Source organism: Amycolatopsis coloradensis (genome assembly GCF_037997115.1).
GTDB classification, from domain to species: domain Bacteria; phylum Actinomycetota; class Actinomycetes; order Mycobacteriales; family Pseudonocardiaceae; genus Amycolatopsis; species Amycolatopsis coloradensis_A.
Window position 1 is genome coordinate 3,577,250 of the sequence record NZ_CP150484.1, and the last position, 15,694, is coordinate 3,592,943.

General features: G+C 70.1%; 13 protein-coding genes. 7 read left to right on the forward strand and 6 right to left on the reverse strand.

The window, feature by feature from the left end; all coding sequences use genetic code 11:
- Positions 1-3: 3 nt before the first annotated feature.
- From LCL61_RS17095 to LCL61_RS17110, 4 genes are all read left to right on the forward strand, one after another.
- A complete protein-coding gene (locus LCL61_RS17095) occupies positions 4-3,315 on the forward strand; it encodes a DUF885 domain-containing protein (RefSeq protein WP_340687724.1) in 3,312 nt (1,103 codons plus the stop codon).
- Between the two features lie 80 nt (positions 3,316-3,395).
- On the forward strand, positions 3,396-4,436 hold the full coding sequence (locus LCL61_RS17100) for an LLM class F420-dependent oxidoreductase (protein ID WP_340687725.1): 1,041 nt from the start codon (positions 3,396-3,398) through the stop codon (positions 4,434-4,436).
- Between the two features lie 204 nt (positions 4,437-4,640).
- The gene (locus LCL61_RS17105) at positions 4,641-5,597 is read left to right on the forward strand and encodes an exopolyphosphatase (protein ID WP_340687726.1); all 957 of its coding nucleotides are present in this window, start codon (positions 4,641-4,643) and stop codon (positions 5,595-5,597) included.
- 39 nt (positions 5,598-5,636) lie between these two features.
- Entirely contained in the window at positions 5,637-5,816 is a 180-nt protein-coding gene (locus tag LCL61_RS17110) for a hypothetical protein (protein WP_340687727.1), read from the forward strand.
- Between the two features lie 6 nt (positions 5,817-5,822).
- On the opposite strand, the gene LCL61_RS17115 is transcribed toward LCL61_RS17110, so the two are convergent.
- From LCL61_RS17115 to LCL61_RS17125, 3 genes are read right to left on the reverse strand one after another with little or no spacing between them, the layout of a single operon-like run.
- Complete coding sequence (locus LCL61_RS17115) at positions 5,823-8,183, reverse strand: glycoside hydrolase family 65 protein (protein ID WP_340687728.1); 2,361 nt, start codon at positions 8,181-8,183, stop codon at positions 5,823-5,825.
- Complete coding sequence (locus tag LCL61_RS17120) at positions 8,180-8,914, reverse strand: beta-phosphoglucomutase family hydrolase (RefSeq protein ID WP_340687729.1); 735 nt, start codon at positions 8,912-8,914, stop codon at positions 8,180-8,182. The genes LCL61_RS17115 and LCL61_RS17120 overlap by 4 nt, the downstream gene beginning before the upstream one ends.
- Before the next feature lie 44 nt (positions 8,915-8,958).
- Positions 8,959-9,516, reverse strand: coding sequence for a TetR/AcrR family transcriptional regulator (locus LCL61_RS17125; RefSeq protein ID WP_340687730.1), 558 nt, complete (start codon positions 9,514-9,516; stop codon positions 8,959-8,961).
- Positions 9,517-9,588: 72 nt separating this feature from the next.
- Between LCL61_RS17125 and LCL61_RS17130 the strand changes: the two genes are divergently transcribed.
- Positions 9,589-10,095 (forward strand): PaaI family thioesterase, encoded by a 507-nt coding sequence (locus LCL61_RS17130; RefSeq protein ID WP_340687731.1) that lies wholly within the window; start codon positions 9,589-9,591, stop codon positions 10,093-10,095.
- Here the strand turns inward: LCL61_RS17130 and LCL61_RS17135 are convergent.
- From LCL61_RS17135 to LCL61_RS17145, 3 genes are all read right to left on the reverse strand, one after another.
- A complete protein-coding gene (locus LCL61_RS17135) occupies positions 10,092-10,445 on the reverse strand; it encodes a nuclear transport factor 2 family protein (protein ID WP_340687732.1) in 354 nt (117 codons plus the stop codon). The two genes, LCL61_RS17130 and LCL61_RS17135, sit on opposite strands and share 4 nt — an antisense overlap.
- 54 nt (positions 10,446-10,499) lie before the next feature.
- Positions 10,500-11,702, reverse strand: a complete 1,203-nt coding sequence (locus tag LCL61_RS17140; protein WP_340687733.1) for an ROK family protein — start codon at positions 11,700-11,702, stop codon at positions 10,500-10,502.
- Positions 11,703-11,910: 208 nt separating this feature from the next.
- Entirely contained in the window at positions 11,911-12,639 is a 729-nt protein-coding gene (locus tag LCL61_RS17145) for a zf-HC2 domain-containing protein (RefSeq protein WP_340687734.1), read from the reverse strand.
- Positions 12,640-12,697: 58 nt separating this feature from the next.
- On the opposite strand from LCL61_RS17145, the gene sigC reads away from it, so the two are divergent.
- The gene (sigC, locus tag LCL61_RS17150; protein WP_034324554.1) at positions 12,698-13,267 is read left to right on the forward strand and encodes an RNA polymerase sigma factor SigC; all 570 of its coding nucleotides are present in this window, start codon (positions 12,698-12,700) and stop codon (positions 13,265-13,267) included.
- A gap of 180 nt (positions 13,268-13,447) precedes the next feature.
- The gene (locus LCL61_RS17155; protein WP_340687735.1) at positions 13,448-15,694 is read left to right on the forward strand and encodes a xanthine dehydrogenase family protein molybdopterin-binding subunit; all 2,247 of its coding nucleotides are present in this window, start codon (positions 13,448-13,450) and stop codon (positions 15,692-15,694) included.

Below are 15,694 nucleotides of genomic sequence, written 5' to 3' on the forward strand. Positions count from 1 at the left end.
AACATGAGCGAAGTCTCCGCCCTCGCCGACGAGTTCGTCGAAGCCCTCTTCGACGCCGAGCCGGTCATGCCCGCTTTGCAGGGCTTCCGTCCGGAATCGACCGGGCTCAGCGATCTCAGCGAGGCCGCGGGGGACGCCTTCCGCGCGCGGCTGGCCGGGTTGGCCGAGCGGGCCGAGGCACTCGCCACCGACGGTTTGAGCGCGGAGGAGAAGACCACCCGTGACGTCCTGATCGCGATGGCGCGGGCGAGGATCGCGCTGCTGGACTCCCGGTTCGTCGAGTTCACCGTCAGTGACCTGTTCATCTCGCCCGCCGCCGAGGTGCTCACCGTGCTGCCGATGATGTCGGTCGGGACGGGCGCGCAGGCCGAGGCGCACCTCGGGCGGATCGCCGCGATCCCGGAGTACCTGCGGCAGGCCGCGCAGCGGCACCGTGACGGCGTCGCCCGCGGGCTGGTCCCGGTCGCGTACCTCGTCGACGCCGCCGTCGCGTACCTCGACCGGCACCTCGCCGAGCCCTCGGCCGATCCGCTGCTGCGCCAGCCCTCGCCCGACGACGACTTCGAGACCCGCCGCGCCGCCCTGCTGCGTGACGTCGTCCGGCCCGCGATCGCGGAGTACCGCGAGGTGCTCGCGAAGGAGATCGCGCCGCACGGCCGTCCCGAAGACAAGCCCGGCGTCTGCTGGCTGCCCGACGGCGAGCGCATCTACGCCCTGCTCGCCGAGATGCACACGACGACCGACCGCACCCCGCGTGAGCTGCACCAGACCGGCCTCGACGTGATCGCGGGCCTCGCCGCCGAATACCGCGAGTACGGCTCGCGGGTCTTCGGCACCAGCGACCTCCAGGAGATCTTCACCAAGCTCCGCACCGACCAGGCCCTGCGCTGGTCCGGTGCCGACGAGATGCTCGACTCCGCCCGCGCGGCCATCACCAGGGCCGAGGCCGAGGCGCCGAACTGGTTCGGCCGGATCCCGCCGCAGCCGTGGACGGTCGAGCCGGTTCCCGCCGAATCCGCGCCCGGCGCGCCCGCCGCGTACTACATGTGGCCCGCGGTCGACGGCTCCCGGCCCGGCATCTACTTCGCCAACACCCACAAGGCGGAGGAGCGGTTCCGGCACGCGGCGGAGGCGACGGCGTTCCACGAGGCCATTCCTGGCCACCACTTCCAGCTGAGCCTCGCGCAGGGGCTCACCGAGCTCCCGCTGCTGCGCCGCATCGGCGACTTCACCGCGTACGCCGAGGGCTGGGGCCTGTACACCGAGCGCCTCGCCGACGAGATGGGCCTGTACTCCGACGACGTCGCGAAGCTCGGCATGCTGACCATGGATTCGATGCGCGCCGGACGGCTGGTCGTCGACACCGGGCTGCACGCGCTGGGCTGGAGCCGCCGCCAGGCGATCGACTTCCTCACCGAGAACACGCCGATGGCGCCGGTGGAGATCGAGTCCGAAGTGGACCGGTACATCGCCTTCCCCGGCCAGGCGCTGTCGTACATGGTGGGACGGCTGGAGATCCAGCGCATCCGTGCCGAGGCCGAGCTGACACTGGGCAGCCGGTTCGACATCAAGGCCTTCCACGACGTCGTGCTCGGCGGCGGTGCGCTGCCGCTCTCGGTGCTGGACGGCGTGGTCCGCGACTGGGTCGCCGGCCACGGCGACACCCCGAACGGTCTCGCCGACGAGCTGATGGAGCTCAAGTTCGAGGAGCTTCCGCTGTGGCGCTCGCTGCTCGGGCTCCCCGGCGACGAAGGCGCGCTGCCCGATCCGAGCGCGGAGGCCGCGGCCGCGCAGCGCGCGACGGCGGTCGCCATCGCCGAGCGCGCCGAAGCCCTCGACATCGAAGGGCTTTCCCCCGCCGAGGTGGTCACCCGCGAGGTCGTGATCCAGCAGGCGAAGGCGATGGTCGACGTCCTCGATTCGCGGGCCGCGGAGTTCTCGGTCAGCGATGGGCTGGCCTCGCCCGCGCTGTTCATGCTCAACGAACTCTCGGTGCTGTCGCTGAACGACGAGGAAAAGGTCCGCGGCTACCTGAAGCGGCTGGAAGGCATGGGCGCCTATCTCGACGCCCTGATCGTGCGCCAGCGCGCGGCGGCGGCCGACGGGCTGGTCCCGCCCGGCTTCCTCGTCGAAGGCGGGATCGCCTACGTGGAGCGTTACCTCGGTGACGAGGCGGGGGATCCGCTGGCGCTCACCGCGTCCGTTTCCGTGGAGGGCTACGAAACCGAACGGGACCGGCTGCTGGCCGAGGTCGTCCGGCCCGCTTACACGCGGTACCGCGACTTCCTCGCCGACGAGCTGCGTCCCGTGGCGAAGCCCGAAACCGAGCCGGGTCTCTGCGCGCTCCCTGGCGGGCAGGAGAAGTACGCCGCGCTGATCCGGGCGCATACATCCACCGAGCGCAGCGCGCGGGAGCTGCACGACACCGGCCTCGACATGATCGCGAAACTGGCCGACCAGTATCGCGAGCTGGGCGAGAAGATCTTCGGCACCAAGGATCTCGACGCGATCTTCGAGCGGCTGCGCATCGACCCTGCCCTACGCTGGCGGGACGGTGAAGAACTGCTCGACGCCGCGCGTGACGCCATCACCCGCGCCGAAGCCGTCGCCCCGCAGTGGTTCTCGACCGTGCCCGAGGAGCGGTGCCAGGTCGAGCCGGTCCCGCCGGCCGAGGCGCCCGGCGGCACGCTGGCGTACTACATCGAGGCGTCGCTCGACGGCTCGCGGCCGGGCACCTACTACGCGAACACCCACGAGGCCGAGCAGCGCCCGAAGCACACGAGCGAGGCGATCGCCTTCCACGAAGCCGTTCCGGGGCACCACTTCCAGATCTGCATCGCGCACAAGCTCAAGGGCCTGCCGATGTTGCGCGGGCACGCGGACGTCAACGCCTACGTCGAGGGCTGGGGGCTCTACTCGGAGCGCCTCGCCGACGAGATGGGCCTGTACTCCAGCGACCTGACCAGGTTCGGCATGCTCACCCAGGATTCGATGCGCGCCGGGCGGCTCGTCGTCGACACCGGGATGCACGCGCTCGGCTGGAGCCGTCAGCAGGCCGTCGACTACCTGGCCGAGAACACGCCCATGGCCAGGGTGGAGATCGAGGCCGAGATCGACCGCTACGCCGCCGTTCCCGGGCAGGCGCTGTCGTACATGGTGGGGCGGCTCGAGATCGAGCGGATCCGTGCCGAGGCCGAGGCCGCGCTCGGCGACCGGTTCGACATCAAGGGCTTCCACGAGGTCGTGCTGAGCAACGGGATCCTCCCGCTACGGGTGCTGGACGACGTGGTGAAGGCCTGGGTGGCCGCGCAGTGAGCCGGGACACAGGCGAAAGGCGGCGTCCCGGCGCATACTGTCGCTAAGCGAGCGCTCAGTAACCTACTAGGGAGATGCCGATGAGGATCGGGACCGCGATCAGCTACGCCGGTGGTTTCGCCGACAGCGTGGCGGACATCGTCGAGCTGGAGAAGGCCGGGCTGGACATCGTCTTCGTCCCCGAGGCCTACTCGTTCGACGCGGTCAGCCAGCTCGGCTACGTCGCGGCGAAGACCGAACGCGTCCAGATCGCCTCGGGCATCTTCCAGATCTACACGCGGACGCCGACGCTGACCGCGATGACCGCCGCCGGGCTGGACTTCGTCTCCGACGGCCGGTTCACGCTCGGCATCGGCGCGTCGGGTCCGCAGGTCATCGAGGGTTTCCACGGCGTGAAGTACGACGCGCCGCTCGGCAGGACCCGCGAGATCATCGACATCTGCCGTCAGGTGTGGCGGCGGGAGAAGGTGGTGCACTCCGGCACGCACTACTCGATCCCGCTGCCACCCGAGCAGGGCACGGGCCTCGGCAAGCCGCTGAAGCTGATCAACCACCCGGTGCGCGAGCGGATCCCGATCCTGCTGGCCTCGATCGGTCCGAAGAACGTCGCGCTCACCGCCGAACTCGCCGAGGGCTGGGAGCCGATCTTCTTCCACCCCGAGAAGGCCGCCGAGGTCTGGGGCGCGTCGCTGGCCGAGGGCAAGGCGAAGCGTGACCCGTCGCTGGGCGAGCTGGACACCTTCGTCGGCACCGCGCTGGCGATCGGTGACGACGTCGAAGGATTGCTGGACCACCTGCGCGGCATGCTGGCGCTCTACATCGGCGGCATGGGCGCGCGCGGCAAGAACTTCTACAACAGTCTCGCTCAGCGGTACGGCTACGAGGCGGAAGCGAAGCTCATCCAGGACCTCTACCTGGACGGCAAGAAGGACGAGGCCGCCGCGGCGGTGCCGAAGGAACTGATCAGGGCGATCTCGCTGATCGGGCCCGAGGGCTACGTCAAGGAGCGCCTCGCCGCCTTTCGTGAGGCCGGTGCGACCACGTTGGTGGTCAACCCGATGCTGCCCGGCCGGGAGGCGCGCGTGGCGCAGGTTTCGAAGCTACGCGAACTCGTCAGCTAGGCACGCGGCGGGGAGGCGAACCTCTCACCTGTATCGATCCGGTATACTTGACCTGCGCGGGTGTACCCCTTTCGTGGTCAAAAAACGGCCTCCCGGTGGAAAGGGAACGTAAACCACGCCTGAACGGCGAGAAAATACGCCATTATCAGGAGTGAAAGCGAGACCTCGGGGGAATCCGTTCGCGACGAAGGTGAGGTGCCTCGCGTGCGCAAGCAGATCGGCGAGCCGTCCGCCGCGGTCCTGGACGTCGGTTCGTTCAGTGCACGGCTGGTAGTCCTGGCCAAGGGTGGTTCGCCACTCGACCCCGTGCTGAGCCACCAGACGCGGCTGCGGCTGGACAGGGAACTCGACGATGACGGGAACCTGACCCGGCGTGGTATCGACGCGGTCTCGTCCGCGGTCGAGGCGGGGATGACGATGGCCGCCAAGCACGGCGTCGAAAACGTGTACCCGCTCGCCACCTCGTCGATCCGCGACGCGGGCAATGTCAAACAGGTCGTCCGCGACGTAGAGAAGGCCACCGGGGTCAAACTGCGCTTCCTCGCCGGCCGCCGCGAGGCCGAACTGGCCTACGTCGGCGCACGCCGGTGGTATGGCGCTTCCGCCGGCGGGCTGCTGGTGCTCGACATCGGCGGCGGGACCGTCGAGCTCGCCGCGGGGGACGGCGAGGAGGCCGGGTTCGCGCACTCCCTGCCGCTCGGCGCGCGCTCCCTGACCCGGGACTGGTTCGCCACCGAGTGTCCGTCGCCCAAGGTCGTGCGGGCGATGCGGGAACACGTCCTCGACGAGGTCCGCGACGCGATGCAGGACGTCCTCCCGCAGATCCGCGACCATCGCGCCGTCGGCTGCTCGAAGGTGCTGCGGCAGCTCGCCCGGCTCGCCGGGGACCGGCCGTCCCGCTCCCGGGAACTGCACCTCGACGACCTCCGCGCGTGGATCCCGCGGCTGGCGAAGCTGCCCGCGAAACGCCGCGCCGAACTGCCGGGCATCTCGCGGCAGCGCTCCCACCAGGCCCTCGCGGGCGCGATCGTCGCCGAGGCGCTGCTGACGCTTTCCGGCGGCCAGGTCGCCATCTGCCCGTGGTCCACCAGGGACGGGCTGCTGCTCGGCATGCTCGACGGGCTGGTCACGCTGGAGGGTGAACCGGCGAAAGCCGCCTGAAGACTGGCGCATCCGGCCGCGAGCGAGTACCCCGGACACATGAGGGAAAGCAAGAAGAGCTTCGGACAGGACGAGGAAGAAGACCTCGACGACCTTCGCGGGATCCAGCCGAAGACCGACGTGCCCGGCGTGCCCAACCCCGATGTCGGCCCCCACGGCACCAAGGAGGTCGACGGCGTGCCGGGCAGCGGCGAAGTGACGGTCGAACCCCCGGACTGACGGGCATCACGGGTCCTTCGGCTGCCTCCGCGCCGGTGCGCGGCCCGCGGGTTGCACCGGCGCCGGGCCCGGGTCGAGCGCCGGGATCGGCAGCCGCACCGGCTCGGCGGTCACCGTGAACGTCTCCCCGTGGTGTGCCAGTTCCAGCGGTTCCCCGGTGATCACGTGATACGTCGCGCCCTCGCCGTCGATCTCGACCTGGAACCGGGTGCCGCGGAAGGTCAGCCGGAACGCGATCCGCCGGAGTTGCGGCGGCAGCCTCGGCGCGAAGCTCAGCCGGCCGCCGTAGTCGCGCAGCCCGCCGAAACCGGCGACGGTGCCCTGCCACGCGCCCGCCAGCGACGCCAGGTGCAGACCGTTGCGGACGTTGTTGTGCACGTCGTGCAGGTCGGTGAGCGCCGCCTCGGCGAGGTAGTCGTAAGCCAGTTCGAGATGCCCGACCTCGGCCGCCACCACCGCCTGCGTCCCCGCCGACAGCGAGGAATCCCGTACGGTTCGCGCCTCGTAGTAGGCGAAGTCGCGCGCTTTTTCCTCGGGGGTGAAGGAATCCCCGCACAGATGCAGCGCGAGCACGAGATCCGCCTGCTTGACCACCTGTTTGCGGTACAGGTCGAAGTACGGGTAGTTCAGCAGCAGCGGGTAGAAATCCGGGTCCGTCGCCTCGAAATCCCACTCGTCGTGCTCCAGGAACCCTTCGGACTGCGGGTGTACGCCGAGATCCTCGTCGTAGGGCACCAGCATCGCGTCGGCGGCCTTGCGCCACAACGCGACCTCGTCCGCGCCGACCTCGAACCGGCGGGCGACGTCGTCGTGCTGGCCGACGATTTCGGCGGCGTAGAACAGGTTCCGGCGGGCCATGAGGTTCGTGTAGACGTTGTTGTCCGCCACCGCGGAGTACTCGTCCGGTCCGGTGACGCCGTCGATCCGGAACCGGCCCCGCCGGTCGAAATGCCCGAGTGACAACCACAATCGCGCGGTTTCGAGGAGCAGTTCGGCGCCGCAGGTCCGCATGAACTCGTCGTCGCCGGTGGCGTTGAGATAGCGCACGACGGCGTCGGAGATGTCCGCGCTGACATGGAACGCCGCCGTGCCCGCCGGCCAGTACGCGGAGCACTCCGCGCCGTTGATGGACCGCCAGGGGAACGCGGCGCCGCGCAAACCCAGCTGTGCCGCCCTTTCCCGTGCTTTGTCCAATGTGGAGTGACGCCAGCGCAGTGCGTCGCGGGCGGCGTCCGGGATGCTGTAGGTGAGCACGGGCAAGACAAAGGTCTCGGTGTCCCAGAACGCGTGCCCGTCGTAGCCTGGGCCGGTCAATCCCTTGCCAGCCAGCGCCCTCGTCTCGCCGCGGGCCCCGGCCTGCAAGAGGTGGAAGAGCGCGAACCGCACGGCCTGCTGAAGCTCCGGGTCGCCGTCGATCTCGATGTCCGACGTCTCCCAGAAGTCGTCGAGGAACTCCTTCTGCTCGGCGAGCAGCCCCTTCCAGCCGGTCTGCCGGGCCCCGGCGAGCGCGGCCTCGACCTGCGCGCGCACGGCGGGCACCGAACGCTGCGCGGACCAGCCGTAGGCGAGGAACTTGGTGATCCGCAGCCGTCCGCCCTGGGGCACGTCGACGGCGATGGTGAGCCGCGCCAGGTCTTCCTCGGCCTCGATATGCGTGCGCACGCCGTCGGAGACGTCGATCTTGTGGTCCATCGCGGCGGCCATCCGCAAACCGGATCGGCGGGTCTGATGCACCAGCACCGCGTGATACGCCTCCGCGTGGTGGTATTCCCCGATCAGCGGCGACTCCAGCGCCGCCGCGACCCGCGGGTCACGCGTGTCGGACTCGATCGGTTCGTTCGCCAGCAGATCCGACTGCACCACCAGCTGGAGGTCGTCGTCGAGCGGTTCGACCTCGTACCTGATCGCCGCGACGGCCCGCTGCGTGAAGGAGACCAGGCGTTCGGTCTTCACCCGGACCCGGCGGCCGGTCGGCGAGGACCAGACGGTGTCGCGCGCGAGGGTGCCCTTCCGGAAGTCGAGCACGCGGTCGTGTTCGGTCGCCTGGCCGTACCGCATGTCGAGCGGTTCGTCCTCGACGAGCAGCCGGATGACCTTGCCGTCGGTCACGTTGACGACGGTCTGCCCCTCTTCGGGATAGCCGTAACCGCTTTCCGCGTAAGGAAGATCGTGCTGTTCGTAGAAACCGTTCAGGTAGGTGCCCGGAAGGCCGCGTGGCTCGGCCTCCTCAAGCGTGCCGCGCAGGCCGATGTGCCCGTTGGACACCGCGAACGCCGATTCGGTGCGCTGCAACGCGTCGACGTCCATTCCGTGCCAGCGCAGCTCCCAGGGCGCGACCTCGTAGCCGCGGAGAAGCGATTCGGTCACTTGCGGTCCTCCAGGAGTTCGGCGAGGTCCTCCACCACGACGTCGGCGCCGTGCGCGAGCAGCTCGCCCGACTGATGCGCGCGGTTCACCCCTACCACGTAACCGAAACCGCCGTCCTTGCCCGCCTGCACGCCCGCGAGGGCGTCCTCGAAGACGGCCGCGTTCGCCGGTGCGACGCCGAACGCCTCGGCGCCGGCGAGGAAGGAATCGGGGGCGGGCTTGCCGCGCAGTTTCCTTTCGACGATCACGATCCCGTCGATCCGCGCTTCGACGAACTTGGTCAGGTCCGCGGCGTCGAGCACCTTCGCGCCGTTGGCCGACGAGGTGACGACGCCGATGCGCAGCCCCGCCGCCTTGGCGGCCTCCAGATACCGGACGGAACCCGGGTACGGGGTCACGCCCTCTTCGTCGATGATCTGCAGTACCAGCTGGTTCTTCCGGTTCCCGATCCCGTTGACGGTGGCGGCCTCGATGTCGTCGTCCGGGCTTCCCTCTGGCAGTTCGATCCCGCGCGAGGTGAGAAACGTGCGGACGCCGTCGGCCCTCGGCCTTCCGTCGACGTAGGCCGCGTAATCGGTGTCGGTGAACGGCGAGAACGCGTCACCGTCGCGGGCGCGCAGGAACTCGTCGAACGTGCGCTTCCACGCTTCGCGATGCTGGGCCGCGGTTCCGGTCAGCACGCCGTCGAGGTCGAAGAGACAGGCCGTGATGGTGTCGGGCAGACCGATCATGTCTGGCCACGCTACCCGCGCCGGCCGGTGCTCGCTCGGCTTCGTCAGGCGGCGCGGATCACGAGCGCGACATGCCGCGCGGCCCGGTCCAGCGGGTCGGACGACCGGTGTACCCGGCTGACCAGCAGGGCTCCTTCGAGGTTGTTCATGATGGCCGTCGCGACGTCTTCGGGATCCTTGACATCACTGAGCAGTTCGACGAGCAGGGCATGCCAGGCGGCGAACGCGTCCTGGCACGCCTTGGTGATGGCGGGCGAGGCGTGCGCCATCTCCAGGGTGATCGTGGCGAGCGGGCAGCCACCGCGGTAGTCGTCGGCGGCCAACGCCTCACCCGCCTTGCGATACCACCAGGCCACGGCGTCTTCGACGGTCTCGGTGCGCTCGAAGGCACGGCGGACCGTCTTCGCCACGACGGCGGTGCCGAGTTCGATGGCGGCGACCGCGAGTTGCTCTTTGCCGCCGGGGAAGTGGTGGTACGCCGACCCCCACGGCGTCCCGGCCTGCTCGACCAGCCGCCGCCACGAGGTGGCCTGGTAGCCCTCGCGGCGGAAGAGCGTCATCGCGGTCGAGATCATCCGCTCGCGCGTGGTGGTGTCGGACACGTCGCTCAGCATAGCCCTTGACTAGGACGACCGTCTTAGGAAAGCCTAGGACGATCGTCTTAGGAGGCGGCCATGACCACCGATGTCACCGGGCAGACCAGGCAGAAGACCGTGACCTGGCAGGATCCGCTGCCCACCGCCCGGCTCGGCCGGGAAATGTCCGGCCTCGACTACCTCACCGGCATCGCCGAGGGGCGGATCCCGCCGGCACCGATCTCGGCGCATTTCGGCATGCGCTGGGTGAGCGTGGCCGAAGGCGACGTCGTGATCGCCGCGACGCCGGACGAGTCGCTGTACAACCCCATCGGGACCGTGCACGGCGGGGTCGCGGCGACCCTGCTCGATTCGGCGGTGGCGTGCGCGGTGCACTCGACCCTGCCCGCCGGGATCGGCTACACCTCGGTGGAGCTGAAGGTGAACTACCTGCGCGCCATTTCCGGCTCGGTGGGGGAGATCCGCGCCCACGGCTGGGTCGTGAAGGCCGGTTCGCGCGTCGCGTTCGCCGAGGGCGACATCCGCGACGGTCAGGGCAAGGTGCTCGCGACGGCGTCGAGCACCTGCCTGATCGTCAAGCCCTAGAACATATCCGCGCCGGGCGGCACGGGCTGCTTGACGTCCCAGTGCTCCACGATGAGCCCGTCCTCCACGCGCACGATGTCGACGACGGCCGCTCCGGGTTCCTCGCCCGGACGGACGACGTGCAGGTGCACGACGACGTGCTCGTCGTCGGCGATCACGCGCTTCACCGAGACGTCCGCGCCCGCCATCGGCGAATTCCGCATCGCTTCCACGAAAGCGTCACGGCCGGAGGGAAATCCCGGGCTGTGCGTGACGAAATCCGGGTGCACGTTCGTGCCCGCGGCGGCGAAGTCCTTGCGCACGAACAGGTTCTCGAAACAGTCGAGGACGATCTTCTTGGCTGTGGTCATCCTGACATGGTTTCGCGCGGGTCCTCCGCCGTCGATTACCGCGGAGGTAATGGCTCAGGCCGCGCCGACCTTGCGTTCGAAGACCAGGCCTTCGGCGGCGCGCAACCCGACGCTGATCGCGCCGGTCAGCACCCCGTCGTCGCCGAGTTCGCCCTGGACGACCGACGGGACCAAGGGAGTGAACGAACGCAGGGCGCGGTCGATCGGGTCGAGCAGCAGATCGGCCGCGGTGCCGATCCCGCCGCCGAGCACGATCAGTTCGGGATCGATCACCGCGGCCACGGACGCCACGGTGTACGCGAGCCTGTCGGCCTCCGCCTCGACGGCACGCAGGGCGAGTTCGTCGCCGTCCCGGGCGAGCCGGAAGACCTCGCGGGCCGATTTCGCCGTGCCGAGGCCGAGTTCGCGCGCGCCGCGGACGACGGACTGCGCCGCCGTCGCCTCTTCGAGGTGGCCGCGGACCGGCGGCGAGTCCTCGCCTTCGCCCGCCGCGTCCGACTGCCCGTACGGCAGGTAGCCGATCTCGCCCGCCGCGCCCGTCGCGCCGCGGAAGACCTGGCCGTTGACCATCACGCCCATGCCGACGCCGGTGCCGATCGTGATGCAGCCGAACACCGACGCCCCGCGCGCGGCGCCGCGTTCCCATTCGCCGACGGCGGTGAGGTTCGCGTCGTTCTCGACCATGAGATCCGGGCCGAGGACGGCTTCGAGTTCGTCGAGCAGGCCCGCCTTGCCCCAGCCGGGCAGGTTCGGCGCGTGCCGGAAGCAGCGTTTTTCCGGGTCGGCGACGCCGGGGGAGCCGAGGACCCGCACGACGATGTCGGCCGGGCTCAGCCCCGCTTCGCGCACGGTCGCCGCGGCGAGGGCGCCCACCGCGCTGACGAGCGCGGTGCCCGAACGTGAGGCGTTCCGCTCGTCACGGCGGGCGACCACGGTGTGGCCGAGATCCGAGACGGCGACGCGGAGGTGCTCGCGTCCGATGTCGACACCGAGGACGTAGCCCGCCGTGGGATCCGCTTCGTAGAGGACGGCGGACCGGCCGGTGCCGGTCGAGGTGTGCCCGGTCGCCCTGGCGAGACCCGCGGCTTCGAGCGCCAGTAACGCTTGGCTCACCGTGGGTTTCGAAAGTCCGGTGTCCTTGGCGACTTGGGGCCGCGTCGCCGGGCCGCTGCGGCGCAGGAGGTCCAGCACGGCGCGCTGATTGATCTTCCGCATCCCGGCGGGGGTGCCGACGGGTGGGTTTTCTGCGCCAACCACGAGCTTCGCCTCCTGTCGAACCAAGGTGTTCCACCAAAGTTATCCGCCTCCGGCCCGAAATGGGCAAGAAGGTTTACATTCGGTGGTTCCAGGCGACGATAAACGTGTCCGCGCCGGGAATCGCGCACGCCGCGCGCGAAAAACCGTGATTCACCCGGTATCCGGGCGCGTGCTCCCAGTGACCGGTAATGGTCTAGACCAGATGGCTTCAAGCGACGTGGCGGCTCGCAGGCCTCCGGAATCCCCTGTGCTGCCGGGGTCGTTCGGGGGCTTCACCGGTCTCGTGGTCCGTTTCCGCGCTGTGGGAACCCGGATGGTCGGCCGTCGTCGCCGGGCTGGGGCGGTTGCGCAGCCGGTGCTGCCGGTTCACCACGTACAGCAACAGCAGTCCGGCGACGACCAACCCGTGGGTGAGCACGCGTCCGGCGGTGACCTGTCCGGTGACGAGGTCGCCCGCCGACAACGCCAGGAGGAGCGCGACGAAACCGGTCAGCGCGGGCAGCTGCCCGGACGCCGCCTTCGTGCGGACGGCCGCCCAGCCGAGTCCGACACCGACGGCGAGGTTCCACGCGCTGCTTTCATGCGAAAGGTGCCCGATCAGGGATTCCGTGCCGTGCCCCGCGGTGTGGTCTTCGACGCCCAGCAGCTGGGCGAAGGCGAGGCCGAGCTGCGCGATCGCGACCAGCGCGAGCGCGATCCTGGCAGGCCAGCCCTCGCTCGGCGGGGCGGGGGTGCGTTCGAGGATGACGGCGGTGAGGTCCGGGACCGGGGGAGCGGGCCGCACCAGCATCGCCCGGTGCATCCGCTCGGCGCGAGAGAGCCACGACCGGCATGCGGGGCAGCCCGCCACGTGCCGGTCGACCACCTCGGGCGGGGCGGGTTCGGTTTCGCCGTCGAGCCGGGCCGACAGGGCCTCGCGGCAGGTCTCGCACTTCACGTCTCACTTGTCGGGCGCGGGCCTGCCCCGGTTCCCGGGACGCTGCTACGTTTCTCGTATGGCCGGGCCGCGCAACCACGACGACGAGCGGGTGACCGAGCTCGCTCTCGCCGCCGCCCGCGGCGACCGGCGGGCGCTCGAGGACTGGGTGCGTGCCACCCAGGCGGACGTCTGGCGCTTCGTCGCGCACCTCGCCGACGTCGGCGCCGCGGACGATCTCACCCAGGAGACGTACCTGCGCGCGTTCGGCAGCCTGCGGCGGTTCGCCGGCCGGTCCTCTTCGCGGACCTGGCTCCTGTCGATCGCGCGCCGCGTCGTCGTCGATCGCATCCGGGCGGCTTCGGCGCGTCCGAAGCTCGCCGACGTCGACTGGGAGGCCACCGCCGAGCGGCGCGGCGCTCGCCAGGCGGAGGGTGTCGCCGGCTTCGAGGACCTGGTGGAGCTGCGGATGCTGCTCGACGGGCTCGACCCGGAGCGGCGCGAGGTCCTCGTCCTCACCCAGGTGCTGGGGCTTTCGTACGCCGAGGCCGCCGAGATCTGCGGCTGCCCGGTCGGCACCGTGCGTTCGCGTGTCGCGCGTGCCCGCGAGGACCTGCTCGAAGCGGGCCGGGAGCGCGACTCCATCTGACGCCCGCCTGTGGCGCGTCACACATTTGAGCCCTTCCGCTGTCACCTCGTCACACAGATGGGGCGACACGACTACTCCGCGTTGACTAGGCCGAATGCCGATGCCTAGCGTGTCGCCATCCAACCCCAGGCCGCGCGAGGGTCCCCGCCTTCTCCGCGCGCTCTCGAAGGGATCTTCCCGATGGCCAGTCCCACCACTGGAACCCAAGGCGAGGCTCCGGACTCCGGCGGCCTCGGCCGTCGCCGGTTCCTGACCTTCCTCGTCGCCGCGCCCACGCTCACGATCGCCACGAAGATCGGTATCGACTCCGTCGCGCCCGAAGAGGCCGAAGCCGTCATCCCGACCCCGCCCGGGCCGGCCGAGATCCTCGACCTCGGCGACGTGCTGATCCTGTCGAACGCCCCCACCGCCGGTCTTCTCGTGCTCGAAGTCCGCGAAGACGGCCGCGTGCGGCTGGAACTGCCGCGGACCGAGGTCGGGCAGGGCATCACCACGGCGAACGCGATGCTGGTCGCCGAAGAGATGGACCTGCCGCTCGACCGCGTCGACGTCGTCCTCTCCGACGCCCGCTCCGAGCTGCTGTTCAACCAGCTGACCGGCGGTTCCAACACGATGCGCTCGCTCTACACCCCGGTGCGGACCGCGGCCGCCGCCGCGCGCGCCCGGCTGGTCGCGGCCGCCGCCCGGCAGTGGGGCGCCGAGGCCGACCGGCTGTTCACAAGGGACGGCGCGGTGATCGCACCCGACGGCCGCCGGGCGGGCTACGGCGCGCTGGCCAAGCCCGCCGCACGCGCCGACCTCGGCAAGCTCTCCGCGACCCCGAAGGCGGAGTCCGCGCACAAGCTGGTCGGTACGCCGCAATCGCGCAAGGACGCCCGCGCGATGGTCACCGGACAGCTGCAGTACACCCTCGACCTGGACATCCCCGGCGCGAAGCCGGTCATGGTCCGCCGCCCGCCGACGATCAACGGCACGGTCAAGCAGGTCAACAACGAGGCCGCCGTCCGCGCGATGCCCGGCATCATCGACATCGCCGTGATCAAGACCGGGGTCGCGGTGATGGCCGAGACCTTCGGCCAGGCGCTCGACGGCAAGAACGCCCTCGACGTCACCTGGAACGGCGGCACCGTCGACGGCGAGAACAACGCGACGATCAAGAAGAAGCTGCAGGCCGCGGCGCTCCCGTTCGTCGTGCCGCCGCTGCTGACCCAGTACGTCGACGGCGAGTTCGACTTCGCCTTCGCCAGCCACGCCCCGCTGGAGACCAACTCGGCGGTCGCCGACGTCCGCGAGGACGGCGCGACCATCTGGTCCGGGATGAAGGTGCCGATCCTCGCGAAGCAGAACATCGCGCAGGAACTCGGGCTGCCGGAGAACAAGGTGACCGTGCACGTCCAGCAGGCGGGCGGTTCCTTCGGACGGCGGCTGTTCTCCGACGGCGCCATCGAGGCCGCGCGTGCGTCCAAGGCGTTCAAGCGGCCGGTGCGGCTGATGTGGAGCCGCATCGACGACATGCGCCACGGCCGCGCGCGGGCCGCGAGCCACCACAAGATCCGCGCCACCTTCGCACTCGGCCAGGTGCTCACCTTCGAGCACCGGGTCGCCAGCGTGGAAACCGACTGGAGCCACGGGCTCGGCGAGGTCCTCACGGCGTTCGCCTCCGAACTGCCCGTCGGCGGCAACCTGAGCTTCGCGCAGACGGTGTTCCTGCTGACGGTGAAGTCGCCGTACAACTTCGGCGTCACGACGCAGCTGCTCAACGAGGTCCCGGTGGACTTCCACACCGGTGCCTGGCGGTCGGTGTACTCGTCGAGCACGCGCGGTGCGGAAGAGATCATGGTCGACGAGATCGCCGCGAAGCTCGGCAAGGACCCGGTCGAGTTCCGGCGTGAGTTCATCAAGGACGACCGGCAGCGCGCGGTGCTGGACAAGGTCGCCGAACTCGGCGAGTGGGGCAAGAAGATGCCCAAGGGCTTCGCGCAGGGTGTCGCCGTGCACGGCGAGTACAAGTCGTACACCGCCTGCCTCGTTGAAATGGACGCCCGTGACCCTAAGAAACCGCGCGTCACCAAGGCGACCATCGCGGTCGACGTCGGCAAGCCGATCAACCCGCGTGGGATCGAGGCGCAGATGCTCGGCGGCCTGACCGATGGGATCGCCACGACGCTGACCGCGGGTCTGCACATCGACAAGGGTCTGCCGCTGGAGGGCAGCTACTCGCAGTTCCACTACGCGCGGCAGAAGAACTCGCCGACGGACGTCAAGATCCACGTGATGCCGGAGACGGGCGAGATCGGCGGCGCCGGGGAGCTCGGCGTGCCCGCGCCGGTCGGCGCGATCGGGAACGCCTACGCGCGGGCCACCGGGATCAAACCGCGCAGCTTCCCGATCAACTTCCCGATCGACTTCGAACCCTTCCCCCGCTGA